20 protein-coding genes, 4 tRNA genes and 1 other RNA gene are annotated in these 23,949 nt (G+C 71.6%); 14 read left to right on the top strand and 11 right to left on the bottom strand.

The features are described from left to right. Positions 1–172 precede the first annotated feature (172 nt). From purL to purS, 3 genes are read right to left on the bottom strand one after another with little or no spacing between them, the layout of a single operon-like run. On the bottom strand, positions 173–2,422 hold the full coding sequence (gene purL / locus ACWD2L_RS32540; RefSeq protein ID WP_351342716.1) for a phosphoribosylformylglycinamidine synthase subunit PurL: 2,250 nt from the start codon (positions 2,420–2,422) through the stop codon (positions 173–175). Continuing rightward, positions 2,419–3,102: a phosphoribosylformylglycinamidine synthase subunit PurQ gene (gene purQ / locus ACWD2L_RS32535; RefSeq protein ID WP_351342718.1), complete on the bottom strand. Its 684-nt coding sequence runs from the start codon at positions 3,100–3,102 to the stop codon at positions 2,419–2,421. Before purQ ends, purL begins: the two co-directional genes overlap by 4 nt. Next, positions 3,099–3,371: a phosphoribosylformylglycinamidine synthase subunit PurS gene (purS, locus tag ACWD2L_RS32530; RefSeq protein WP_266712288.1), complete on the bottom strand. Its 273-nt coding sequence runs from the start codon at positions 3,369–3,371 to the stop codon at positions 3,099–3,101. The genes purQ and purS overlap by 4 nt, the downstream gene beginning before the upstream one ends. 341 nt (positions 3,372–3,712) lie before the next feature. Here purS and ACWD2L_RS32525 point away from each other — a divergent pair, with 341 nt between their 5' ends. The 8 genes from ACWD2L_RS32525 (at position 3,713) to ACWD2L_RS32490 (ending at position 8,310) form a co-directional block, all read left to right on the top strand. Beyond that, positions 3,713–4,033 carry a histone-like nucleoid-structuring protein Lsr2 gene (locus tag ACWD2L_RS32525; RefSeq protein WP_351342720.1) on the top strand — a complete coding sequence of 107 codons (321 nt, stop codon included), beginning with the start codon at positions 3,713–3,715 and terminating at the stop codon, positions 4,031–4,033. A gap of 121 nt (positions 4,034–4,154) precedes the next feature. Further along, a tRNA-Gly gene (locus tag ACWD2L_RS32520) sits at positions 4,155–4,226 on the top strand. A 52-nt stretch (positions 4,227–4,278) separates the two neighbouring features. Beyond that, a tRNA-Gly gene (locus tag ACWD2L_RS32515) sits at positions 4,279–4,351 on the top strand. A 140-nt stretch (positions 4,352–4,491) separates the two neighbouring features. After that, positions 4,492–5,463 carry an ABC transporter ATP-binding protein gene (locus ACWD2L_RS32510; RefSeq protein ID WP_351342721.1) on the top strand — a complete coding sequence of 324 codons (972 nt, stop codon included), beginning with the start codon at positions 4,492–4,494 and terminating at the stop codon, positions 5,461–5,463. Continuing rightward, entirely contained in the window at positions 5,460–6,242 is a 783-nt protein-coding gene (locus ACWD2L_RS32505; RefSeq protein WP_351342723.1) for an ABC transporter permease, read from the top strand. The genes ACWD2L_RS32510 and ACWD2L_RS32505 overlap by 4 nt, the downstream gene beginning before the upstream one ends. Beyond that, entirely contained in the window at positions 6,224–7,585 is a 1,362-nt protein-coding gene (locus ACWD2L_RS32500; protein WP_351342725.1) for a sensor histidine kinase, read from the top strand. The genes ACWD2L_RS32505 and ACWD2L_RS32500 overlap by 19 nt, the downstream gene beginning before the upstream one ends. Beyond that, on the top strand, positions 7,582–8,190 hold the full coding sequence (locus ACWD2L_RS32495) for a response regulator transcription factor (RefSeq protein WP_351342727.1): 609 nt from the start codon (positions 7,582–7,584) through the stop codon (positions 8,188–8,190). The genes ACWD2L_RS32500 and ACWD2L_RS32495 overlap by 4 nt, the downstream gene beginning before the upstream one ends. A 44-nt stretch (positions 8,191–8,234) precedes the next feature. Next, a tRNA-Gly gene (locus ACWD2L_RS32490) sits at positions 8,235–8,310 on the top strand. A gap of 56 nt (positions 8,311–8,366) precedes the next feature. On the opposite strand, the gene ACWD2L_RS32485 is transcribed toward ACWD2L_RS32490, so the two are convergent. The 6 genes from ACWD2L_RS32485 to ffs form a co-directional block, all read right to left on the bottom strand. Next, the gene (locus ACWD2L_RS32485) at positions 8,367–9,272 is read right to left on the bottom strand and encodes a phosphoribosylaminoimidazolesuccinocarboxamide synthase (protein WP_351342728.1); all 906 of its coding nucleotides are present in this window, start codon (positions 9,270–9,272) and stop codon (positions 8,367–8,369) included. Between the two features lie 139 nt (positions 9,273–9,411). After that, entirely contained in the window at positions 9,412–10,899 is a 1,488-nt protein-coding gene (locus ACWD2L_RS32480; protein WP_351342742.1) for a N,N-dimethylformamidase beta subunit family domain-containing protein, read from the bottom strand. A gap of 199 nt (positions 10,900–11,098) precedes the next feature. Continuing rightward, positions 11,099–12,901, bottom strand: a complete 1,803-nt coding sequence (locus tag ACWD2L_RS32475; RefSeq protein WP_351342743.1) for a hypothetical protein — start codon at positions 12,899–12,901, stop codon at positions 11,099–11,101. Positions 12,902–13,241: 340 nt separating this feature from the next. Beyond that, the gene (gene purD, locus ACWD2L_RS32470) at positions 13,242–14,501 is read right to left on the bottom strand and encodes a phosphoribosylamine--glycine ligase (protein WP_351342729.1); all 1,260 of its coding nucleotides are present in this window, start codon (positions 14,499–14,501) and stop codon (positions 13,242–13,244) included. Positions 14,502–14,615: 114 nt separating this feature from the next. After that, a complete protein-coding gene (locus ACWD2L_RS32465) occupies positions 14,616–16,922 on the bottom strand; it encodes a DNA polymerase III subunit gamma and tau (protein WP_351342731.1) in 2,307 nt (768 codons plus the stop codon). 67 nt (positions 16,923–16,989) lie between these two features. Beyond that, an RNA gene (ffs, locus tag ACWD2L_RS32460) (signal recognition particle sRNA small type) lies at positions 16,990–17,084 on the bottom strand. Positions 17,085–17,217: 133 nt separating this feature from the next. On the opposite strand from ffs, the gene ACWD2L_RS32455 reads away from it, so the two are divergent. From ACWD2L_RS32455 to ACWD2L_RS32445, 3 genes are all read left to right on the top strand, one after another. Then, positions 17,218–17,302: transfer RNA gene (locus ACWD2L_RS32455), tRNA-Ser, on the top strand. Between the two features lie 91 nt (positions 17,303–17,393). Beyond that, complete coding sequence (locus ACWD2L_RS32450; protein WP_351342733.1) at positions 17,394–18,713, top strand: sensor histidine kinase; 1,320 nt, start codon at positions 17,394–17,396, stop codon at positions 18,711–18,713. Between the two features lie 113 nt (positions 18,714–18,826). Then, on the top strand, positions 18,827–19,519 hold the full coding sequence (locus tag ACWD2L_RS32445; protein ID WP_351342734.1) for a sensor domain-containing protein: 693 nt from the start codon (positions 18,827–18,829) through the stop codon (positions 19,517–19,519). Here the strand turns inward: ACWD2L_RS32445 and ACWD2L_RS32440 are convergent. Further along, positions 19,493–21,469, bottom strand: a complete 1,977-nt coding sequence (locus ACWD2L_RS32440) for a propionyl-CoA synthetase (protein ID WP_351342736.1) — start codon at positions 21,467–21,469, stop codon at positions 19,493–19,495. The genes ACWD2L_RS32445 and ACWD2L_RS32440 overlap by 27 nt on opposite strands. A 7-nt stretch (positions 21,470–21,476) precedes the next feature. Continuing rightward, positions 21,477–21,818, bottom strand: coding sequence for a cupin domain-containing protein (locus ACWD2L_RS32435; RefSeq protein WP_351342738.1), 342 nt, complete (start codon positions 21,816–21,818; stop codon positions 21,477–21,479). Between the two features lie 135 nt (positions 21,819–21,953). On the opposite strand from ACWD2L_RS32435, the gene ACWD2L_RS32430 reads away from it, so the two are divergent. The 3 genes from ACWD2L_RS32430 (at position 21,954) to ACWD2L_RS32420 (ending at position 23,824) form a co-directional block, all read left to right on the top strand. Beyond that, on the top strand, positions 21,954–22,553 hold the full coding sequence (locus tag ACWD2L_RS32430) for an HhH-GPD-type base excision DNA repair protein (protein ID WP_351342745.1): 600 nt from the start codon (positions 21,954–21,956) through the stop codon (positions 22,551–22,553). Between the two features lie 205 nt (positions 22,554–22,758). Next, complete coding sequence (locus ACWD2L_RS32425; protein ID WP_003955420.1) at positions 22,759–23,055, top strand: type II toxin-antitoxin system VapB family antitoxin; 297 nt, start codon at positions 22,759–22,761, stop codon at positions 23,053–23,055. A gap of 115 nt (positions 23,056–23,170) precedes the next feature. Next, positions 23,171–23,824, top strand: coding sequence for a LytR C-terminal domain-containing protein (locus tag ACWD2L_RS32420; RefSeq protein WP_351342740.1), 654 nt, complete (start codon positions 23,171–23,173; stop codon positions 23,822–23,824). Positions 23,825–23,949: the final 125 nt, after the last annotated feature.

Raw genomic sequence — 23,949 nt, 5'->3', positions numbered from 1 at the left:
GCGGCGGTGGGCATTTCAAGCCCCTGCGGCGTTTGAGCAGCGGGGTGCGGGGCGGAGCCCCGGCCTTTCCAGCCCCGCCGGCGCTTGAGGCGCGGGGTCCGGGGCAGCGCCCCGTGGCGGGGGCCCTGCCCACCGGTACCGGCAGGCAGGGCCCAGGTCACACGCGGAAGCGCTACGCCAGCAGCGCCGGAATCGTGCCCTCGTGCGCCTCGCGCAGCTCGTCCAGGGTGAGCACGAACTCGCCCTGGACGTCGACGGAGTCACCGTCCACGACACCGATGCGGGTGACGGGCAGACCCCGCGCCCCGCACATGTCGTTGAAGCGAAGCTCTTCGCTGCGCGGGATCGACACGACCGCGCGGCCCGCCGACTCCGAGAAGAGGAACGTGAACGCGTCCAGGCCCTCGGGGACGATCAGGCGCGCACCCTTGCCCCCGAGCAGCGCCGACTCGGCCACGGCCTGGACGAGGCCGCCGTCGGACAGGTCGTGCGCCGCGTCGATCATGCCGTCGCGGGAGGCCGAGATGAGGATCTCGCCGAGGAGGCGCTCGCGCTCCAGGTCGACCTGCGGTGGCAGACCGCCGAGGTGCTCGTGGACGACCTGCGCCCAGGCCGAACCGCCGAACTCCTCCTTGGTGTCGCCGAGCAGGTAGAGGAGCTGGCCCTCTTCCTGGAAGGCGACGGGGGTGCGGCGGGCGACATCGTCGATGACACCCAGGACGGCGACGACCGGCGTCGGGTGGATCGCCGCCTCGCCCGTCTGGTTGTAGAGCGAGACGTTGCCGCCGGTCACCGGCGTGCCGAGCTGCTGGCAGCCGTCGGCGAGGCCGCGGATGGCCTCGGCGAACTGCCACATGACGGCCGGGTCCTCGGGCGAACCGAAGTTCAGGCAGTCGGAGACCGCGAGGGGCTTGGCGCCGGTCGTCGCGACGTTCCGGTACGCCTCCGCGAGCGCGAGCTGCGCACCCGTGTACGGGTCGAGCTTCGCGAAGCGGCCGTTGCCGTCGGTCGCGATGGCGACGCCGAGGCCGGTCTCCTCGTCGATGCGGATCATGCCCGAGTCCTCGGGCTGCGCGAGCACGGTGTTGCCCTGCACGAAGTGGTCGTACTGCTGGGTGACCCACTTCTTGGACGCCTGGTTGGGCGAGGAGACGAGCTTGAGGACCTGGTCCTTCAGCTCCGCGCCGTTCGCCGGGCGCGGCAGCTTGCCCGCGTCGTCGGCCTGCAGCGCGTCCTGCCAGTCGGGGCGGGCGAGCGGGCGCTCGTAGACCGGGCCGTCGTGCGCGACCGTGCGCGGGTCGACGTCGACGATCTTCTCGCCGTGCCAGAAGATCTCCAGGCGGTCGCCGTCGGTCACCTCACCGATGACGGTGGCGATGACGTCCCACTTCTCGCAGATCTCCAGGAAGCGGTCGACCTTGCCCGGCTCGACCACGGCGCACATGCGCTCCTGCGACTCGCTCATGAGGATCTCCTCAGGAGAGAGCGTGGAGTCGCGCAGCGGTACGTCGTCCAGCTCGACGCGCATACCGCCCGAGCCGTTGGACGCCAGCTCGGAGGTGGCGCAGGAGATGCCGGCGGCGCCGAGGTCCTGGATGCCGACGACGAGCTTCTCGGCGAAGGCCTCCAGGGTGCACTCGATGAGGAGCTTCTCCTGGAAGGGGTCGCCGACCTGGACGGCCGGGCGCTTCGACGGCTTCGCGTCGTCGAAGGTCTCGCTCGCCAGGATCGAGGCGCCACCGATGCCGTCGCCGCCCGTGCGGGCGCCGTACATGATGACCTTGTTGCCGCTGCCGGACGCCTTCGCGAGGTGGATGTCCTCGTGCCGCATGACGCCGATGGCACCGGCGTTGACCAGCGGGTTGCCCTGGTAGCAGGCGTCGAAGACGAGCTCACCGCCGATGTTCGGCAGGCCCAGGCAGTTGCCGTAGCCACCGATACCGGCGACGACGCCGGGCAGCACACGCTTCGTGTCGGGGTGGTCGGCGGCGCCCATCCGCAGCGGGTCGACCACGGCGATCGGGCGTGCGCCCATCGCGATGATGTCGCGGACGATGCCGCCGACACCGGTGGCCGCGCCCTGGTAGGGCTCGACGTACGACGGGTGGTTGTGCGACTCGACCTTGAAGGTGACCGCGTACCCGTTGCCCACGTCGACGACGCCGGCGTTCTCGCCGATGCCGACGAGCAGCGCGTCGGACTGCGGCGCCTTCTCGCCGAACTGGCGCAGGTGCACCTTGGAGGACTTGTACGAGCAGTGCTCGGACCACATGACCGAGTACATGGCGAGCTCGGCGCCGGTGGGCCGGCGGCCGAGGATCTCCACGACCCGCTCGTACTCGTCCTTCTTCAGGCCGAGTTCGGCCCAGGGCAGCTCGACGTCGGGAGTCTTCGCGGCGTTCTCTGTGGTGTCGAGGCTCATGAGGCGGCGACCAGCTTCTTGAGGATCGAGGTGAAGAACGGGAGGCCGTCGGTGCGGCCGCTCCCGATGAGGGGCTCCACGGCGTGCTCCGGGTGCGGCATCAGACCGACGACGTTGCCCGCCGCGTTCGTGATGCCGGCGATGTCACGGAGCGAACCGTTGGGGTTCATGTCGAGGTACCGGAAGGCCACCCGCCCCTCCGCCTCCAACATGTCGAGCGTGCGCTCGTCGGCCACGTAGCGGCCGTCCATGTTCTTCAGCGGGATGTGGATCTCCTGCCCGGCGTCGTAGTCGGCGGTCCAGGCGGTGTCCGCGTTCTCCACCCGCAGCTTCTGATCGCGGCAGATGAAGTGCAGGTGGTCGTTGCCGAGCATGGCGCCGGGGAGCAGGTGGGCCTCGGTGAGGACCTGGAATCCGTTGCAGATCCCGAGGACCGGAAGGCCCGCCTTCGCCTGCTCGATCAGCGTCTCCATGACGGGCGAGAAACGCGAAATGGCGCCCGCGCGCAGGTAATCGCCGTAGGAGAAACCACCGGGCAGGACGACCGCGTCGACCTGCTTCAGGTCCTTGTCCTTGTGCCAGAGCGCGACCGGCTCCGCACCGGCGAGCCGGATCGCGCGCTGGGTGTCGCGATCATCGAGGGAACCGGGAAAGGTGACGACGCCAATACGAGCGGTCACTTTTCGGCCCCCACCGCGGGCTCTTCCACCTTGACGGTGAAGTTTTCGATCACGGTGTTGGCGAGGAAGGTTTCCGCCAGCTCATGGATACGGGCGAGAGCGGCGTCATCCACCGGCCCGTCCACTTCGAGCTCGAAACGCTTTCCCTGACGTACGTCGGAGATGCCGTCGAAACCGAGGCGCGGCAGCGCACGCTGCACCGCCTGGCCCTGGGGGTCGAGGATCTCCGGCTTGAGCATGACGTCGACTACGACGCGTGCCACTGGCACTCCCGGTGTGTGGGTTGAGCTGGTCCGTTCAGCGTACCTGCCCAAATTTTCTACTCGCGTAGACAGTAGGAAGCTACGAGATGCGGATCACGTTATGGCAACGACATGAGATCGCCACGGAAAATTAAGGGAAAGACTCCGGATAACAGCCTCGCGAGACACACCGAGACTTTTAACTGGTCTTCCCACTGCATTGCCGGACAGGGTAAAAAGGAATTGGCAGATACAGGCACTCGGCCTGAACTCGGGGCACCGCATTGCCCGGGCATTGCCTGACAACAGCTGGACAGTCTGCATCACCGCACGTCAAAGCGGGGTGCTGGACGAAGGGACCGATATTCGTGGCGCAGCGTGTCGTGGTCACCCTCTCTGACGACATCGACGGCGGAGAAGCGGCGGAAACGGTCGCATTCGGTCTCGACGGCTCGTCGTACGAGATCGACCTCAATAAGGCCAACGCCCATCAGCTCCGCGAGGCCCTCGCCCCCTACCTGGAGGCGGGCCGCAAGCGGTCGGGGAAGACCGGCAAGGCGTACAAGCGCACCGATCTGAGCCCGGACCCGGCCGCCGTCCGCGCCTGGGCCCGCTCGAACCGCTTCGACGTGCCGCCGCGCGGCCGCATCCCGAAGCGGGTCTACGAGGCCTTCGCCGCGGCCAACTGAGCGCGCGCACCCGCCGACCGGAACCTCTCGGCGACCGGACTTGCGCTGCACCCCCGAGGGTCGGCTAAAGTCTGGAGCACGCCGAGGGGCGAGGCCGCAGGGCCGAACCCCAAGGAGTCGTGCGGGTGTAGTTCAGTAGTAGAACATCCCCCTTCCAGGGGGAAGGCGCAGTGTGCAATTCCTGTCACCCGCTCTGCATCGCGTACCGAACACTTCGGTGGGTACGGTAGGCTGATGCAAGCAGTGCGAACGTAGCTCAGTTGGTAGAGCGCAACCTTGCCAAGGTTGAGGTCGCCGGTTCGAACCCGGTCGTTCGCTCAGAGAACGAAGGCCCGGTCCTCATGGACCGGGCCTTCGTCGTGTCGGTTCGTCGTGTCCGGCGGCCTTCTGACATTTGTCATGCGGGCCGATGACAGCGCGCACTGCCGACCGCCCCCGCCGGGCGACAGGCTTGAGACATGACCACCAACGAGCGCGTGATCGAAGTCACTGATCTGCGCCGCGTGTACGGGGACGGCACAAAGAGTTCCTTCGAGGCGGTGCGCGGAGTCAGCTTCTCCGTGGGCCGCGGCGAGCTCTTCGCACTCCTCGGCACGAACGGCGCCGGAAAGACCTCCACCGTCGAGCTCATCGAAGGACTCGCGGCCCCGGCCGGTGGCCGGGTGCGGGTGCTCGGGCACGACCCGTACGGCGAGCGGGACCGGGTGCGGCCGCGGATCGGGGTGATGCTGCAGGACGGCGGATTCCCCAGCGAGCTGACCGTCACCGAGACCGTACGGATGTGGGCCGGCTGCACGAGCGGGGCCCGGCCGATCGACGAGGCGCTGGAGGCGGTGGGACTCGGCAAGCGCGGGTCGGTCCGGGTCAAGCAGCTGTCCGGCGGCGAGAAGCGGCGGCTCGACCTCGCGCTCGCGCTGCTCGGGCGGCCCGAGGTGCTCTTCCTCGACGAACCGACCACCGGCCTCGACGCCGAAGGGCGCCGCGACACCTGGGAGTTGGTGCGCCGGCTGCGCGCCGAGGGCACCACCGTGCTGCTGACCACGCACTACCTCGAAGAGGCCGAGGAGCTCGCCGACCGGCTCGCGATCCTGCACGAGGGGCGGATCGCCGCCGAGGGCCGCGTCGACGAGGTCGTCGCCGCGCAGCCCTCCCACATCTCCTTCGAGCTGCCCGACGGGTACTTCGTGGGCGATCTGCCGCCGCTGGGGTCGCTCGGCGTCGACACACACGACCTAGAGGGCCGGCTGATCCGGCTGCGCACCGATGACCTGCAGCGGGCCGCCACGGGACTCCTCGTGTGGGCCAGGGACGCGGGCGTCGAACTGCGGCGGCTCGATGTGCGGGGCGCCTCGCTGGAGGAGGCGTTCCTGCGGATCGCGCAGGACGCGAAGAGTGCGGGCCCGCGGCGCGCGAAGGAGATGGCGGTATGAGTACGGCGACGATGACCACCACGACCGTGGGGCGGCTCGGCTCCCTGGCACGGGCCGAGTTGACGCTCATCGGGCGGAGCAAGGGGGTGCTGTTCACCGCCATGTTCGTGCCGCTGGTGCTGCCGTTCAGCATCAGCGCGTCCGCGACCGATGAGCGGCTGAAGGGCACCGGACTGAACCCCGGCACCATGGTGCTGTCCTCCGCGATCGGCTTCTCCCTGCTGTTCGCGGTCTACAGCTCGCTGGTCAGCGTGTACGCCTCCCGGCGCGAGGAACTCGTCCTCAAGCGGCTGCGCACCGGGGAACTCCGGGACACCGAGATCCTCGCGGGCGCCGCGATGCCCGCCGTCGTCCTTGGCCTGGCGCAGGTCGTCGTCCTGGTGGTGGCCTGCACGGTGCTGCTCGACGCGGGCGCACCCGAGGCGCCCCAACTGGCCGTACTCGGCCTGCTGTTGGCCGTTCCGCTGTGTGTCGCGCTGGCCGCGCTCACCACCGTCTTCAGCCGCAGCGTGGAGAGCGCGCAGGTCGCGGCGATGCCGCTGCTCCTCGTCACGATGCTCGGTTCGGGCACCATCGTCCCGCTGGAGGTCATGCCGGACACCCTGGCGTCCGTGTGCGAGCTGTTGCCGCTGACGCCCGTGCTCTCGCTGGTCCGGGGCGGCTGGAGCGGCGAGATGTCGGGCGGCGACACGGTGCAGGCGCTGGTCACGGCGGTGGCCTGGCTGGTCTTCGCGGTGTTTGCTGTACGACGGTGGTTCCGGTGGGAACCGCGGCATTGAGAGGGGCCGACGTGCGGGTGCGGTGGCGGGACCGGAGCAAGATCGAGCGGGTCGAGTGGCAGACGCGGATCACGCTGCGCACGGTCAACTGGTTGTTCTTCGCGGCCTGGTCGATGTCCGGCCTTGCGGGCAGCCTGGTGCACGACACCGTCCCGTACGCCCTCGGTGGCGCGCTCGCCGTCGTGAACCTGGTGCAGTGCGTGGTCGGCGACCGGCACGCGCTGACCGCCCTCGACCAGTATCTGGGGCGGGGCCGCGTGCCCCGGGCCCTGACGGGGGTCAGCGCCGCGCTGGCCGTCATCGCGTTCGGGTTCATCGTCGCGCTGACCGTCACGGACAGCGTGCGGGACGGCTTGATCACCATGCCGCTGGTGTTCGCCCCCATGCCGTTCACCTGCGCCTACGCGCTGACGGTGCCGGTGCGGTCCTTTGTGCGACGGGCCGCCGTCGCCGTCGTGGTCTGTGTCGCGGGCGCGGCGGTCATCGGTACCTCGCCCGGCGGCCTCGTGGTCGTGGCCCTGTTGATGATCCTGACAGCCGCTCTCGCCCTGTTGACCTTCCGGTGCTCCGCCTGGTCCCTCTCCGTGATGTGGGACTCCGAGCGCTCCCGCGAGACCAAGGCCCTGCTCGCCGTCGCCGAGGAGCGGCTGCGGTTCGGGCGGGATCTGCACGACGTCATGGGCCGCAACCTGTCCGTCGTCGCGCTGAAGAGCGAGCTCGCGGTGCAGCTCGCACGGCGCGGGCGGACCGAGGACGCGGTGGCGCAGATGATCGAGGTGCAGCGCATCGCGCGCGAGTCGCAGAAGGAGGTACGCGATGTCGTACGGGGCTACCGCGAGGCCGACCTCGGGGCCGAACTCGCCGGTGCGCAAGGCGTGTTGGACGCGGCCGGGATCGACTGCACGGTGACCGGGTCCGCCGCGGGACTGCCGAGCGAGGTGCAGTCCGCGCTCGGCTGGGTGGTGCGGGAGGCGACGACGAACGTGCTGCGGCACGGGGATGCGAAGGCCTGCCGTGTGGAGCTGGAGGTGGCTGCGAGTGGTGTGGTGTTGAGCGTGGAGAACGACGGGGTCGGCGGCGCGCCATCGACTTCCGGTACCGGGTCGGGGCTCGCGGGACTGCGGGAGCGGCTGGCCGCGGTGGGCGGGGAGCTGGAGGCGGGAGTGGTGCGGAACACGACGTTGCGCGGCGAGGTGTTCCGCGTGAAGGCCACCGTGCCGCTGACGCCCCCCGCACCACATGCGGCACCGGAGGCCGCACCACATGCGGCACCGGAGGCCGCACCCGCCGCTTCCGCCGTGCCCGACGCACAGCGGGAGCAGGAACAGGAGGCCCGCCGATGACGCTGCGCGTTCTGCTCGCCGACGACGAGCACCTGATCCGGGGCGCGCTCGCCGCGCTGCTCGCGCTCGAGGAGGATCTGGTCGTCGTCGCCGAGGCCGCGACCGGGCCCGAGGCGCTCGCCATGGCGCGGGCCCACAAGCCGGACGTCGCCGTGCTCGATCTGCAGATGCCGGGCGCGGACGGTGTGAGCGTGGCCACATCGATCCGGGACGAACTGCCCGGCTGCCGCACCATGATCGTGACCAGCCACGGGCGGCCGGGGCACCTGAAGCGGGCCCTCGCCGCTGGTGTGCGCGGCTTCGTACCGAAGACCGTGAGCGCCCAGCGGCTCGCCGAGATCATTCGGACCGTGCACGCCGGAAACCGTTACGTGGACCCGGAGTTGGCGGCCGACGCGATCTCCGCAGGGGACTCGCCGCTGACCGCCCGCGAGGCCGAGGTGCTCGAACTCGCGGCCGACGGCGCACCCGTCGCGGAGATCGCCGAGCGGGCCGCGCTGTCCCAGGGGACCGTCCGGAACTATCTGTCGTCGGCCGTCTCGAAGCTCGGCGCCGAGAACCGTCACGCGGCGGTGCGTCTCGCGCGCGAACGGGGTTGGGTATAGTTGGCGTCGCGCTTCGGCGCAGCGGCACCGCGCAAGCGGCGCTTGCGAACGTAGCTCAGTTGGTAGAGCGCAACCTTGCCAAGGTTGAGGTCGCGAGTTCGAACCTCGTCGTTCGCTCCACATAGAGAAAGGCCCCCGGTCCTCTGACCGGGGGCCTTTCTCGTTGCTGCGTCTTGCTACGCGTTCCAGGGCGTGCCCGTCAGCAGCTCGTACGCCTCGATGTACTTGGCGCGGGTCGCCGTGACAACCTCGTCCGGGAGCGCGGGCGGCGGCTGCTCGCTCTTGCGGTCCCAGCCGGAGGCCGGCGAGGTCAGCCAGTCCCGCACGAACTGCTTGTCGTAGGACGGCTGGGCGCGGCCCGGCTGCCACTGGTCGGCGGGCCAGAAGCGCGAGGAGTCCGGGGTCAGCACCTCGTCGGCGAGGATCAGCGCGCCGTCCTTGTCGAAGCCGAACTCGAACTTCGTGTCCGCCAGGATGATGCCACGCTCGCGCGCGATGTCCCGGGCCCGGCTGTAGACGGCGAGGGTGGACTGGCGGAGCTGAGCGGCCGTCTCGGCGCCGACCTGGCGGGCCACCTCTTCGTAGCTCACGTTCTCGTCGTGCTCGCCGACCTCGGCCTTCGTGGCGGGCGTGAAGATCGGGGCGGGCAGCTCGGAGCCGTCCTCCAGGCCCTCGGGGAGGGCGAGGCCGCAGACCGTACGCGACGCGTTGTACTCGACCAGGCCGGAGCCGGTGAGGTAGCCGCGGGCCACGGCCTCGACCGGAACCATGTCGAGGCTCTTGCAGACGAGAGTGCGGCCCACCCAGTCGGCGGGGGCGCCCTCGGGCAGCTCCTGCGAGATGACGTGGTTCGGGATCAGGTCCTGGAGCTGGTCGAACCACCACAGGGACAGCTGCGTGAGGACCTTTCCCTTGTCCGGGATCGGGCTGGGCAGCACCCAGTCGTAGGCCGACATGCGGTCGGTGGCGACCATCACGAGGTCGCCCGCCTCGTTCCGGTACAGGTCCCGCACCTTGCCGGTGTGGAGATGCACCAGGCCCGGCACCTGCACTGGTTCGGGCTTTTCGACGAATCCGGACATGGTTCCTCCCCGAGGTTGAAGACAAAGGGCGCCCGCAGGGCTCGAGTAGGGCGGTGGTGGGAGACGGGCGGGCGAGTACCCCGATTCTCCCGTATGCGGGGGCGGGTTTTGGCCACGGGCCTCGTACGGGGGCGTGTGCTCAGTCTCGTTTGCAGATGCGGTCGAGGAGATTCGCCGTCGCCCGCTGGATCCGCGGGTCCACGTGGCCGGGGCGGTCCAGGGCCGGGGACCAGGCGAACGTCCCGGATGCGAAGACCAGCGCTCCGGACGGCGACCGGTACAACGATGTCTCCTGGTGCCTGCGGGCCTTGTCGCTGTCGCGGTACGGGGAGTGCGCGAGCAGGATGCGGTCCTGGTGCTCGGGCAGGGACGTACGCGGGAAGTAGCGGTCGGCCTCGCCGGCCACCAGGTCGGCTATCTCGTCCCCCTCGTGCGCCCCGGTCGCCTCCCACAGCCAGTGGTCCGCGTTCCGCACGATCAGGGGGTGCGGGTCGGGGACCCGGCCCGCGTACTGGATGCCCATCAGCTGCTGCTCCGGCTTGTCGATCTCCCGCCACAGCGTCGGCCTTCCGGGGCCTCTGCGCTTGCGGCAGGTGAGCAGCCGGTCCGGTACGCCGGACGGGGCCGCGCCCAACTCCACCTGCCAGTACATGGTGTTGGCGGAGAGGAAGACGAGCGATGTCCCGTTCTCCCGGGCCAGCTCGGTCGTGCGGCGCATGTTCGCCGACCAGTACTCGTCATGCCCGGGGAAGACCAGGCCCCGGTAGCGGGTCGGGTCGATGCGGCCCGCGTGCAGGTCGCGGGCGTCGGCGTACGCGAGGTCGTATCCGTACCGCTCGGCCCAGCGGATGAAGTCGTAGGCGTGCCCCACGTGCAAGGGCAGGCCCGCGCCCGCGTACGGGCGGTCGAAGGAGACTGTGATCGCGGCCTCGCTCTCGCCGAGCAGCCGCCCTTCCTCGTCCCACGCGTGGTACAGACTCGCGCCCGTGCGCCCGTCCTCCGGGTAGAGGTTGTACGCCTGCCAGGTGATGTCCGGGAGCAGGAGCAGCAGGTCGGCGGGCTCGGAGTCGCGGACCGTGAAGGGGACGTGCGAGCGGTACCCGTCGAGCGTCGTGAGGACGGCGACGTACGCGCCCGCGTTCCAGTACGACGGGATCTGCAGCCGCCACGAAAGCCACCAGTGGTGGCAGGAGACCGTGCGGTCCGCGGTCAGCGGGGCCGGCTGGACGATGCCGGAGAGCCGCGGGCTCGTGGTGATCTTGCGGGCGCCGTCGCCGCCGTAGTGGCCGATGCGGTAGACGTCCACGGTGAACTGCTGGGGCGGGTCCACCGTGACGTGGAAGTCGATCGCCTCGCCGGGGGCCGCGGCGCCGGTCGAGGCGAAGCCCTTGATCTGGCGGTGCACGTCGTCGGCGGTGCGGGGGCCGCTGGTGCGGGGCGCCGGGATGTCACGCGCGCCGGGACGCGGCACATGGTCGGCGTACCAAGGGACGACATGTCCGGTGTCGTCGAAATAGTGCTCACTTCCGCGCAGCCAGGGGAGCGGTCCCTGTCCGAACGGGTCCGTGACCGCGTGCGCCAGCGCGCCCGATTCCCAGCGGGTGGTACGCGCGCGGGGCGGGGGCATGTCCTCGCTCGCCAGGTCCTTCGGGTGCCCCTCCCTGTCCGGCCCCATGCGCGCTCCCCTCCCTCGCTCCCCCGAGCCCACACCCGCTGCCGCGTGTCCGCGACCGGTCCCAGCACATCACATTACGCACGCACTCCGTCACCGTTCGTCGTGAATTGACGAGAGTGGAACGGTTCCCTCCGGGTTTCGGGGCGGCGCCTCACACCAGGCGCACCGGCTTCTCCGCGCGGATGCCCCGACGGGTCAGCCAGTCCTTGAGCGGCTCCACGTCACCGTCCTCCACCAGGCTCAGCACGCGGGGCGTCAGGTCGGCCGTACGCTCCCCGTCGACCAGGAGCGACGGGCCGTCCAGCCAGTCCAGGCCCGGCGCCGCGCCCGCCGTGTCCACGGCGGCGCAGCAGACCATCGCGGTGACGTGGTCGGCCAGCAACTCCCGTCCGCTGCGCGGCGGTTGCAAGGGAAACAGCGGCAGCGCCCCCTCGTCCCACAACGCCCCGTCCGGACTCCCCTGCCCCACCGGCGGAGCCACCGACACCGGCCGCTCACTCTCCTCCCGGGCGACCTCGGCGGCGAGCGTGGCGGAGAGGACGTCGAGGGGGGTCACGTCCTGCTCGCCGCTGGGCGCGGGCACATCAAGCCCGTCGGCGCTGGGCGCGGCCAAGTCAAGCCCCTGCGGCGATTGAGCAGCGGGGTCCGGGGCGGAGCCCCGAGGCGTGTGCGCGGACGATCCGCCCGGCACCACCGAAAGGTGATCCAGGACCCGGGCCAACGTCGGCCCCTCCGCACCCCCGGAGGGAACCCGGACGCCCAGCCCGTCCATCACCCGGTGGAGCCGCGCCGCATCCATCCGCCACTTCCGGTCCACGACCTCGTCCGGATACTCCTGCCAGTCCACCGGCGCCCAGTCGGGCCCACGCTCGGCGGGCCCACCGTGGAAGAGCCGGGCGGCAAGCAGCGACGCCGCCTCGTCGACCGTGCCCGGCTCATCGAGCAGGTCGCACGCGGGCCGCTCCCCGAGCCGCGAGGCAAAGGTCCCGTTCTGCGCCGCGAGGCGATCGCGCCGGGACAGCTCGGTCAGCGCCGCGACCACGCCCGCGTCGAGCCGGGCGGGCCAGCGGCCCATCCGCCAGGCCGGCAGCGCGACCCGCGTGAGCAGCCGGTCCCAGCCCGCGTACGCGAGCCCGACCTGCTCCTGCGCGACGATCCGCAGGCCGTAGTCCACCGCCTGCGCGCGCTCGGCCGCGGCCGCGGCGACGCCGCGCTCCATCTCGGCGGCGTGCACCCGGCAGCCGGTCAGCAGCAGCCGCGCGACCCGGCCGACGCCGCCGAGCACTGCACGGGCCACCGGCCCACGGCCGCCGTCGGCGGAGACCGCCACCGCGGCGTCGAGGCCACGGATGAAGCGCCGGGCCGCCGCTATGTCGGGGTGCGCCGAAGGTCCCGTACCTGCGACGACCGGGGCCAGGACCGCACGCAGCTCGCCCACCCGCATCCACCACAGGAAGGGGGACCCGATGACGAGAACGGGCGCGGCGGGCGCCTTGGGGTCACCGCCGTCACCACCGTCCCCGCCCCCGTCCTGGCTCTGACCTTGGCGCGCGGGCGGCCCGTGGGCCGGATGCGTACGGTCCTCGAGCCAGCTGTCGCAGTCCGGGGTGAGCGCTATCGCCGAGGGCGCCGGAACGTCGAGCCGGTCGGCCAGATCACGCACCATCCGGTACAGGTCGGGAGCGGTCTTCTCGGCGATCGGAATCGTCGGACTGACGGCCGGGCGGGCGCGCGCCACGACGAGCGCGACGGCGGCGGCCGCGAGCAGGACGACGACGGCGACCGCGCTCACGACCACGCGCGCGACATCCCAGCCCCCGCCCTCCAGATGACCCGTGGTGCCACCCGCGAGCAGCACCACGGAAGCGGCTGCGGGAAGCAGCGCGATCGCCGTCGCCCTGCTGCGGATGCGCAGCACGGCGAGGGCTCGGGAGCGCGCACTCTGCGCACCCATCTCCACACCCGTACCGGACACGACCGATGTCACCCCCTGCTGCCCTTGCCTGTAGCCCAGCCAGGGGCCGAGGCCCACAGCAGAGCTCTGGTGGCGTTGCTCACTCCCCCACAATGGCACCCGCCACTGACATCGCAATGCCGGTGGTCCGTCTGGTTCTGAGCGGCTCGCACGGGTGCCGTAACTCCGTGCGCCGCACCCTAGTTGGGGGTTTCGGCCTCGTCAGCCGGTTGGGCCAGCGGTCACTCGATGGAATGGCTTTGGGTAGAGGTGGGTGACATCGGGGGCCGGGCAGGCGAGGGTGTGGCCCGCCCGGGACCCCGCCCGGAAGCGGTCGCTGTCAGCGGCCGGAAGCCGCCTTCGCGGCGATGTCCGTGCGGTGCTGCGAGCCGTCGAGGCCGATGCGGTCCACGGCGGCGTACGCGCGCTCGCGGGCCTGCGTCAGGTCGCCGCCGACCGCGGTGACGGACAGCACGCGGCCGCCCGCGCTGACGACCGCGCCGCTCCCGCCGTCGCGCTTGGTGCCGGCGTGCAGCACGTACGCGTTCGGGGCGTCCTGCGCGGCCACCGCGTCGAGCCCGGTGATCGGGTCGCCGGTGCGCGGGGTGTCGGGGTAGTTGTGCGAGGCGAGGACGACGGTGACGGCCGCGTCCTCGCTCCAGCGCAGCGGCTCGAGGTCCGCGAGCGTGCCGTTGGCCGACGCCAGCAGGACACCGGCGAGCGGGGTCCTGAGGCGGGCCAGCACGACCTGGGTCTCGGGGTCGCCGAAGCGGGCGTTGAACTCGATGACGCGGACGCCGCGGCCGGTGATCGCGAGACCGGCGTAGAGCAGGCCCGAGAACGGGGTGCCGCGCCGCGCCATCTCGTCGACCGTTGGCTGCAGCACCGTGTCGAGGACCTCCCCGACCAGCTTCGGGTCGGCCCACGGAAGCGGCGAATAGGCGCCCATTCCACCGGTGTTGGGGCCCTCGTCGTTGTCGAGCGCGCGCTTGAAGTCCTGGGCGGGCTGCAGCGGGACGACGGTGGTGCCGTCGGTGATCGCGAAGAGCGAGACCTCGGGGCCGTCGAGGAACTCCTCGATGACGACGCGCTCGCAGGCCTTCGCGTGGGCGCGGGCCTCCTCGATGTCGTCGGTCACGACGACGCCCTTGCCCGCGGCGAGACCGTCGTCCTTCACGACGTACGGGGCGCCGAACGCGTCGAGCGCCTCGTCGATCTCGGCCGCGTTGGTGCACACGTACGAGCGTGCGGTGGGGACGCCCGCGCCGGCCATGACGTCCTTGGCGAACGCCTTGGAGCCCTCCAGCTGGGCGGCCTCGCCGGACGGGCCGAAGACGGGGATGCCGGCGGCGCGGACCGCGTCGGCGACACCGGCGACCAGGGGCGCCTCGGGTCCGACGACGACGAGGCCGGCCTCCAGCTCCTGGGCGAGGGCGGTGACCGCCGCGCCGTCGAGGGCGTCGACCGCGTGCAGCTCGGCGACCTCGGCGATGCCTGCGTTGCCGGGGGCACAGTGCAGGGCGGTGACGTCGGGATCGAGGGACATTGAGCGGCACAGGGCGTGTTCGCGGGCGCCGCTGCCGATGACGAGGACCTTCACGCCGGTCAGCCTATCCGTACGACCGGGGTGGTCTTGTACGGGCCGCCCAAGGCAGGCCGGGCAGGGGTTTGTGGTTTCCTCCAGGCTCCGCGGCGGGGGCGGGCCCGCCACGCGCTACTCGTTCGTGAACTCCTCGACCACCGTCGCGCCCAGTTCGCGGACGATCAGGTCGTGGCCCGACAGGGACTTCTCGTCCAGGTCCGGGTCGTCGTCCTCCGGGATGTCGTCCTCCACCGACACCGAGCGGCGGGGCGGCTCCTGAGGAGCGGGGGCCGGGGCGGGCTCCGCACTGGGCGGAGCGGGCCGGTCGGCTGACGGCTGGGACGGGGCCGGGGGCGCGGGGGCCGGGGCGGGAGCCGGTGCCGGGGCGGGAGCGGGAGCGGGGGCGTAGCCGCCTCCGCCGTAGCCACCGCCACCGCCGTATCCGCCGCCGGGGCCGGGCGGCGGGGGTGCGCCGCCTCCGCCCGAGGTGTCGACGACGGCGTCGATCTTCCAGTTCGCCCCGAACTGCTCGGACAGGGCCGCCTTCAGTACGTCCTCGCTGCCGCTGCTCACGAAGTTGTCACGGGCGCCCGCGTTCACGAAGCCGAGCTGGAGTGTGGTGCCGTCGAAGCCTGTGACCTGCGCGTTCTGACTGAGCAGGATCCACGTGAAGCGGCGCTTGTTCTTGACCGCCTCCAGGATGTTCGGCCAGAGCATACGGGGGTCCGGTCCGCCGACCGGGGCCGGTGCCGGGACCGGTGCGGGGGCCGCCGGGGCCGGGGCCGATTGCTGCGGGGCCGGGGTCGGGGCCGCCGCCTGCGGTGCGGCCGGGGCTGCCGGAGCGGGCGGAGCGGGCGGAGCGGGCGGAGCGGGCGGCTGGCCGGAGCCCGCGGCCGCGGCCGTGGGCCACCCGCCGGGCCTGCGACCTCCACCGGCTCCGGCACCGCCTGCCGGGGCGGCGGTGGGCCAGGAACCGGGGGCGGGCTGGGCGGGCGGTACCTCCGCGGGCGGGGCGGGAGCCGGGGTGGGGGCCGGAGCGGGTGCGGGTGCGGGTTCCTGAACCTGCGGAGCCACCGGCGCCGCCGGAGCCGGAGCCTGAGCCGCGCCGGGGCCGCCCCCCGGCCCGCCGCCTCGCACCGCGGCCCGAGCCGCCGCGGGCCCACCACCCGGCTCGACGGGCGGCACAGGCGCCTGCGCCGGGGCAGCGGCCTGCGCATGGGCATCGGGCCCGGGAACGTACGCCATGGAAGGCGCGGGACCCTGCCCGCCAGGCGTGAAGACTCCGCCGCGCTCGATGCGGTCGAGACGGGCCAGGAGCGAACGCTCGTCGTTGTACGCGGCGGGCAGCAGCACGCGCGCGCAGATCAGCTCGAGCTGGAGCCGCGGAGCGTTGGCGCCGCGCAACTCGGTCAGTCCCTCGTTGACGAGATCGGCGGCCCGGCTGAGCTCGGCGGCGCCGAACGTGCTCGCCTGCGCCTGCATCCGCTCCACCACATCGGCCGGGGCGTCGATGAGCCCCTTCTCCGCGGCGTCGGGAACGGCGGCCAGGATCACGAGGTCCCGCAGCCGCTCCAGCAGATCGGCCACGAAGCGCCGCGGATCGTTGCCCCCCTCGATGACCCGGTCCACGACCTCGAAAGCGGCGGCGCCGTCACCGGTGGCGAAGGCTTCGACGACGGAGTCGAGCAACGAACCGTCCGTATATCCGAGCAGCCCGGTCGCCATGGCATACGTCACACCGTCTTCGCCCGCGCCGGCGAGCAGCTGGTCCATGACGGACATGGAGTCACGCACGGACCCCGCGCCGGCCCGGACGACGAGCGGCAGCACGCCCTCCTCGACCGCCATGGCCTCCTTGCCGCACACCTCGCCCAGGTAGTCGCGCAGCGTCCCCGGCGGCACGAGCCGGAACGGATAGTGGTGCGTCCTGGACCGGATCGTCCCGATGACCTTCTCGGGCTCGGTGGTCGCGAAGATGAACTTGAGGTGCTCCGGCGGCTCCTCGACCACCTTCAGCAGCGCGTTGAAACCCGCCGACGTGACCATGTGGGCCTCGTCGATGATGTAGATCTTGTACCGGCTGCCCGCCGGGCCGAAGAAGGCCTTCTCCCGCAGGTCACGGGCGTCGTCCACGCCACCGTGCGAAGCGGCGTCGATCTCGATGACGTCGATCGACCCCGGCCCGTTCCGCGCGAGGTCCTGGCACGACTGGCACTCCCCGCACGGATTCGGGGTGGGACCCTGCTCGCAGTTGAGACAGCGGGCCAGGATGCGCGCGCTGGTCGTCTTGCCGCAGCCGCGCGGGCCCGAGAACAGGTACGCGTGATTGACCCGGTTGTTCCGCAGCGCCTGCTGCAGCGGGTCGGTTACATGTTCCTGCCCGATGACCTCGGCGAACGACTCCGGGCGGTAACGGCGGTAGAGCGCGAGAGACGACACGCATACGAGGTTATAGGCGCCCACTGACAACCGGACCCGCCCACGGGTATCGCGACCCCCCGGAAACGTAAACGCCCCCCACGCACCCGCCAGAGCCGACTTACCCTTGCTGCCTTCCGGCCCTGGGGGAGTTCAGTCAGATAGCGCCACGTGAGGGGCTGACGCCCACAGTACCCGATCCCCCACGGTGGAAAGAACCCGGAGGTCCGGCCCCCCGATCCGTCTCCGATCCGCCGTCGATCTTGATCGTCAACGTGGTCGCGAGCACCGCTCGGCGTCTTGTATTGTTTGCGGCGGAGGATTCGCCTAGTGGCCTAGGGCGCACGCTTGGAAAGCGTGTTGGGGGCAACCCCTCACGAGTTCGAATCTCGTATCCTCCGCACTGCCTGAACAGGCACACGCAGGGCCCCACCGCTTCGGCGGTGGGGCCCTGCGCAGTTCTGGTCCCGGGTCGCCTTCTACCCTCGTCGGGTGAGTACCACCGGCCGCACCCGTCACGTCGGGAACACCTTGCGCAGTTGGACGATCCTGCCCTCCGATGCCGATGCCGGTGCCGGGGGCACGGCGCGCGCCACGGACGTGGTGCTGGCGGCCGTCGCGCTGCTACTTGCGGTGTGGAACAGCCTCCAGAATCCCGCCCAGGGGCCGGCCGCTCCCTGGGCGAACCTGGTGATCGCCGTGGTGAGCGGGCTGCCGCTGCTCGTACGGCGTCGGGCTCCCGAGCTGGTTCTCGGCGTCGCGCTGCTCGCCAAGGTCCTCCAGGTCTCGGCCTTCGCGATGCCGCTCGCCTATTACGCGGAAGGCGCCTATCGCGGGCCGCACAGCCGGCGGGCCGTCTGGGTCTCGGCCGGGATCGGGTTCGTGGTCGTCGCGCCCTGGGACGCGGAGGGTTGGTCCAGCTTCCGGACCGTGGTGCTCTGGTTCTCGGTCAACTTCGTCTTCTCCTGCCTGGTGCCGCTGCTGCTGGGGCTCTACATCGGCCAACGGCGCGCCGTCGTCGCGGGCCTCGTCGAACGGGCGGAGCGCGCCGAGCGGGAGCAGCGGCTCGTCGCCGAGGCCGCCCGGGAAGAGGAGCGGCGGCGCATCGCCGGCGAGATGCACGACGTGGTCTCCCACCAGGTGAGCCTGATCGTCGTGCACGCCAACGTGCTCAGCACCGTCAGCCACGACCCGGCGGTGACGGACGAAACCGCGCAGATCATCCGGACAGCCGGACGGCGCGCGCTCACCGAACTCCGCGAGATGCTGGGGGTGTTGAGGAGCAGCCCGAGCGGCCCCTCCGACGCGCCGGCCGGTCCCGCCGCAGCTGCCCCGGACACCGATGCCCCGGACACCGAAGCCGCGACGGCCGAGCGGCGGCCCCTGCCCGGCCCGGGAGCCGTCGACAGAATCACCGAGCTGGCCGACGGCTCCCGGACCGCCGGGCTGCCCGTCACCGTGCACGTCGAAGGTGCGCCGCAACCGCTGGCCGAGCCGGTCGAGCGGGCCGCGCACCGGGTCGTGCAGGAGGCTCTGACCAACGTGCACAAGCACGCCCCGGGCGCCACGACGCGGGTTCAACTCGCCTTCGACCCACGGACCGTGCGGGTACGTGTCGTCAACGGCCCGCCCGGGAAGCCCGCCGCACCGACCGCCGACGGTGAGCCGCTGCTGCCCAGCGGGGGACACGGGCTGATCGGTCTGACGGAGCGGGTCCGCCTGGCCGGAGGCACCATCGAGTCAGGAGCCACCGGCGACGGCGGCTTCCGGATCGAGGCCGCGCTGCCCACGTCGAGTCGCGTGGTCAGCTGAATCCCGCGTCGTGGGTGATGCACGCGACCGGCCCTGAGCGGGGGATAACCCCACCTCCAAGACACCCCTCAGCTCCATGTCCCCCGCGCCGTCGAATCGCGACGATGGGTGGCATGACCTCGACCACGCTGTCCTACGCGAGCACGAACCCCACCGCACCGCGGTCCACGGCCCGTCCGGGGTTCTGGCGCGCTCCGTTCGCCGGTGCCACCTACCGCGAGATCGGGCACACGCTCACGTCGCTCCCCGTCGCGATCGCCGGGTTCGTCTTCGCCGTGACGATGTTCGCCCTGGGGGTGAGCACGCTCGTCGTGTGGATCGGCCTGCCGGTCCTCGCGGCGGCGCTGGGCGGCGCGCGTGGTCTCGGGGCGGCCGAGCGGGGCAGGGCACATGCGTTCCTCGACCTGGACGTTCCGGCCCCGGCGCCCGCCGCGCCCGGACTGCGAGGGCGGCTCGTCGACGCCGCCGGGTGGAAGGCGCTGCTCTTCCACACGGTGATGTTCCCGTGGCGGGTGATGAGCTTCGTCGTCTCCGTGACGTTCCTGGTCACGGGCTGGGCGGTCGCGCTCTTCCCCACGTACTCCTGGGTCTTCCACCGCTACCTGGACTGGCCCGGCTACCGGATCTTCGACTTCACGACCGACGCCGGTGTGCACCACGCGTACTACGTGGAGTCGCCCGCCCAGATCGCCGCGGTCTCGGCCATCGGGTTCGTGTTCGTGTTCCTGACGCCGAAGGTGGTGCGCGGCCTGACGAACCTCGACCGCGTCGCCATCCGCTCACTGCTCGGCGGCCGGACCCGCTGACCCCCGCGTGAGGACCGGGCGCAGCGCGTCCAGGACCGTCACGTCATCCACCGTCGACGGCACTGGTTCGTCCAGGCCGTCGGCGATGCCGCGCATGGTCCTGCGCAGGATCTTGCCGGAGCGGGTCTTGGGCAGGGCCGCCACCACGGCGACCGCCTTCAGGGACGCGACGGCGCCGATCCGGTCCCGTACGAGCTGGACGAGTTCCGCCTCGACCACCGCGGGGTCGGACGAGACGCCCGCCTTCAGGACCACGAAACCGCGCGGGACCTGGCCCTTGAGGGAGTCCGCCACCCCGATGACCGCGCACTCCGCCACATCCGGGTGCGCGGCGAGGACCTCCTCCATGCCGCCCGTGGAGAGGCGGTGCCCGGCCACGTTGATGACGTCGTCGGTCCGCCCCATCACGAACACGTAGCCGTCCTCGTCCACGTGCCCGCCGTCGCCGGTCAGGTAGTAGCCGTCGAAGGCCGAGAGGTACGAGGAGACGAAGCGCTCGTCGTCGTTCCAGAGGGTGGGCAGGGAGCCCGGCGGCATCGGGAGGCGGACGACGATGGCGCCGTCCTCGCCGGGAGCCATCGGCTTGCCGTTCCCGTCGACGACCCGCACGTCCCAGCCCGGCAGCGGGAACGTCGGGGAGCCCGCCTTGACCGGCGCGGCCTCGATGCCCACCGGGTTCGCGACGATCGGCCAGCCCGTCTCGGTCTGCCACCAGTGGTCGATCACCGGGATGCCGAGCAGCTCGCTCGCCCAGTGGTACGTCTCCGGGTCGAGCCGCTCCCCGGCCAGGAACAGGTACTTCAGCGCACTGAGATCGTACGCGCGCGTGAACTCCCCTTCCGGGTCCACCTTCTTGATCGCCCGGAAAGCGGTGGGCGCGGTGAACAGGGTCTTCACGCCGTACTCCTGCGCCACCCGCCAGAACTGGCCCGCGTCCGGGGTGCCGACCGGCTTCCCTTCGTAGAGGACGGTCGTGGCGCCGGCGAGCAGCGGGGCGTACACGATGTACGAGTGGCCGACGACCCAGCCCACGTCGGACGCGGTGAACATGGTCTCGCCGGGACCCACGTCGTACACGGCCTCCATGGACCAGCGCAGCGCCACCGCGTACCCGCCGCAGTCCCGCACAACTCCCTTGGGTTTCCCGGTCGTTCCGGACGTGTAGAGGATGTAGAGCGGGTCCGTCGCCGCCATCGGGACGCAGGGCGCGGGGTGTGCGCCGCTCATCGCCTCCGCCCAGTCGACATCCCTTCCCGGGCTCAACTCACCCGGTCCCTGCGGGCGTTGCAATATCACGCAGGCGTCCGGCTTGTGCGTCGACAGGTCCACCGCCTGGTCGAGGAGCGGCTTGTACGGGACGACCCGCGCCCCCTCGACCCCGCAGGACGCCGACACGACGACCTTCGGCGCCGCGTCGTCGATCCGCACCGCCAGCTCGTTCGCCGCGAAGCCGCCGAAGACGACCGAGTGCACGGCCCCGATCCGCGCGCAGGCGAGCATCGCGACGACGGCCTCCGGGACCATCGGCATATAGAGGACGACCCGGTCGCCGCGGGTCACTCCGAGGCCGGCCAGCACTCCCGCGAAGCGGGCGACCTGGTCGGTCAACTCCGCGTAGGTGTACGTGCGCTTGGTGTCCGTCACCGGGGAGTCGTACACGAGTGCGGGCTGCGCTCCGCGGCCCGCCGCGACATGGCGGTCCAGCGCGTTGTGGCAGACGTTCAGCTCGCCGTCCGGGAACCAGCGGTGGAAGGGGGCCCGCGAGGAGTCCAGGGCCCTGGTCGGGGGCGTGTCCCAGTCGATCGCGCGGGCCGCCGTGAGCCAGAAGCCCTCCGGGTCCTCGGTGCTCGCTCGGAAGATATCTTCGTACGACGGCATGCCCGCACTCCTTTGCGCAGAACCCGAACCCGCGGAACCCCGGCAACCAGGCTCCCGTAGCGACGGGAACACGATCAGGTCAGGCGGTGACCGCCGTCAACAGCACAGCCGCGTCCGTGAGCGCGACGAGGCCGTGCTTCTCCTGGGGGATGGCGTGCAGCTGGCCCTGCGTGAGCGTGACGTCGCCGGAGACCGCGGTGAGGCGGACGCGGCCGCGCAGCACCTGGAGGGTGGCGGCCGGCGGGGCGTTGTGCTCCTCCAGGTTGCTCCCCTCGGTCAGGGCGATCACGGACTGGCGCAGCAGCGGGTCCTCCTTGATCAGGAGTTCGGCGCTGCGGCCGTGCTCGGCCTTGCGGGCCGCGGTCAGATGGTCGTCGGCGAGGGCCGCGAGATCGTACGGGGCGGGCGTCGTGGAAGTCATGACGTCAGGGTTACCCCGGACGGCGCCGCCATGCGACGCGATGGGGACCGATCGTGGCCGTGCCTCGCCACGCCGGGGCGGGACCCCGGCGTGGCGACGCGGACGGCGCGGCGCGATCATCGACGTATGAGCCGTATGGACGTCACCCTCCACCTCGCCCAGGAGCCCGCCGCCGACGAACTCCTCGGGCGCAGTCCGCTCGCCGCGCTCGTCGGGATGCTGCTCGACCAGCAGGTGCCCATGGAGTGGGCGTTCGCGGGCCCGCGCACCATCGCCGACCGGCTGGGCGCCGACGACCTCGACGCCTACGAGATCGCCGCCCGGGACCCCGAGGCCTTCGCCGCGCTGCTCTCCGAGAAGCCGGCCGTGCACCGCTATCCCGGCTCCATGGCCAAGCGCGTGCAGCAGCTGTGCCAGTACCTCGTCGACCACTACGACGGGGACGCGGCCGCCGTGTGGGAGGGCGCCGACACCGGCAAGGAGGTGCTGCGGCGGCTGAACGAGCTGCCCGGCTTCGGCAAGCAGAAGGCCCAGATCTTCCTGGCCCTGCTCGGCAAGCAGCTCGGCGTGCGGCCGACGGGCTGGCGCGAGGCGGCGGGCGCGTACGGCGAGCCGAAGGCGTACCGCTCGGTCGCCGACATCACCGGGCCCGAGTCCCTCACGAAGGTGCGTGCGCACAAGCAGGAGATGAAGGCGGCCGCCAAGGCGGAGAAGGCGGCGAAGGCCGGCAAGTAGCGCCCGTCAACGAAGCGCGCGTGGTTACCCCGGAAGGGCCACGAACACGCCCGCTTTCATCAACTCACCCACGGCGCCACTCATTTCAGGCCCCGGTGCGGGACGCGACTGGACCCGGTTGAAGCCGGTTAAGGACGGTTTTTACCGGCTGTGCACCCCGTCCCCATGGCTGCGCCCGGCAAGCCTCGCCCGGTAGGCTTTCCGTGTGATCTTCAAGCGCATCGGAAACGGCCGGCCGTACCCCGACCACGGCCGGGAAAGCACCCGGCAGTGGGCGGACGTCGCGCCGCGCCCGGTCCGCCTCGATCAGTTGGTGACGACCAAGGGCCAGCTCGACCTGGAGACCCTGCTCGCCGAGGACTCGACGTTCTACGGCGACCTCTTCGCGCACGTCGTGAAGTGGCAGGGCGATCTCTACCTGGAGGACGGCCTGCACCGCGCCGTGCGCGCCGCGCTCCAGCAGCGCCAGGTGCTGCACGCACGCGTGCTCGAGCTCGGCTGACCGCGCCTCGGGACTGACGGCACCTCAGGGCCGCATTGGCCCTTTTGGGTTGGACTGAGCGACTGACCGTGATCATTTAATAGGCATCGTCGCCGCACAGGATTACGCTGCGCTCATGAGCATGCTCACTCCACCCGGCATGGGCGGCAAGTACCGCATCACAGGGGACAAATACCCCCGCATGCGGCGCGGGCGCCCGCGCAACAGGATCGTGCTCGCGGTCGTCGCGTCCGTCGCCGCGATCGGGCTGATCGGCTGGGGCTCGTTCCAGCTGGTCGACGTCTTCACGGGGGGCGACAAGGCCAGCGCCGCGGGGGCGAAGTCCGGCGCCTGCGAGAAGAAGCCGAGCGCGTCGCCCTCCCCCGGCAAAGCGGACGCGAAGCTGCCTGCCCCCTCCCAGATCACCGTGAACGTCCTGAACGCCACGGCCCGCGGCGGCCTGGCCAAGGAGACCGCGGACGAGCTGAAGAAGCGCGGCTTCAAGATCGGCGACGTCGGCAACGCCACGAAGGCGTACGACAAGAAGGTCAAGGGCCCCGGCCTCCTGCTCGGCGCCTCGGCGGCCACGGAAGCGGCGCTCCCGGTCCTCGGCACGCAGCTGACCGGCGCCGAGCTGAAGGCGGACAAGCGCGCGAAGCCGACCGAGGTCGACCTGATCATCGGCTCCGGCTTCAAGAAGCTCGCGAAGAAGCCGGCCGCGGACAAGGCGCTCTCGGCGCTGAGCCACCCGAAGCCGAAGCCGAGCGCCTCCGGCGCGGGCTGCCGGTAGGACACGGGACACACGAGAAGGGGCGGGGGCGCCCCGGGGGGGGGGGGGGCCGGCGGGGGCGCGGGGGGGGGGGGGGGGCCGGCCCCCCCCCCCCCCCGCCGCCGGGGGGGGGTGGGGAAGGGGGA

Source organism: Streptomyces sp. NPDC002754 (assembly GCF_053592315.1).
This window is presented reverse-complemented; position numbering and strand designations above follow the sequence as displayed.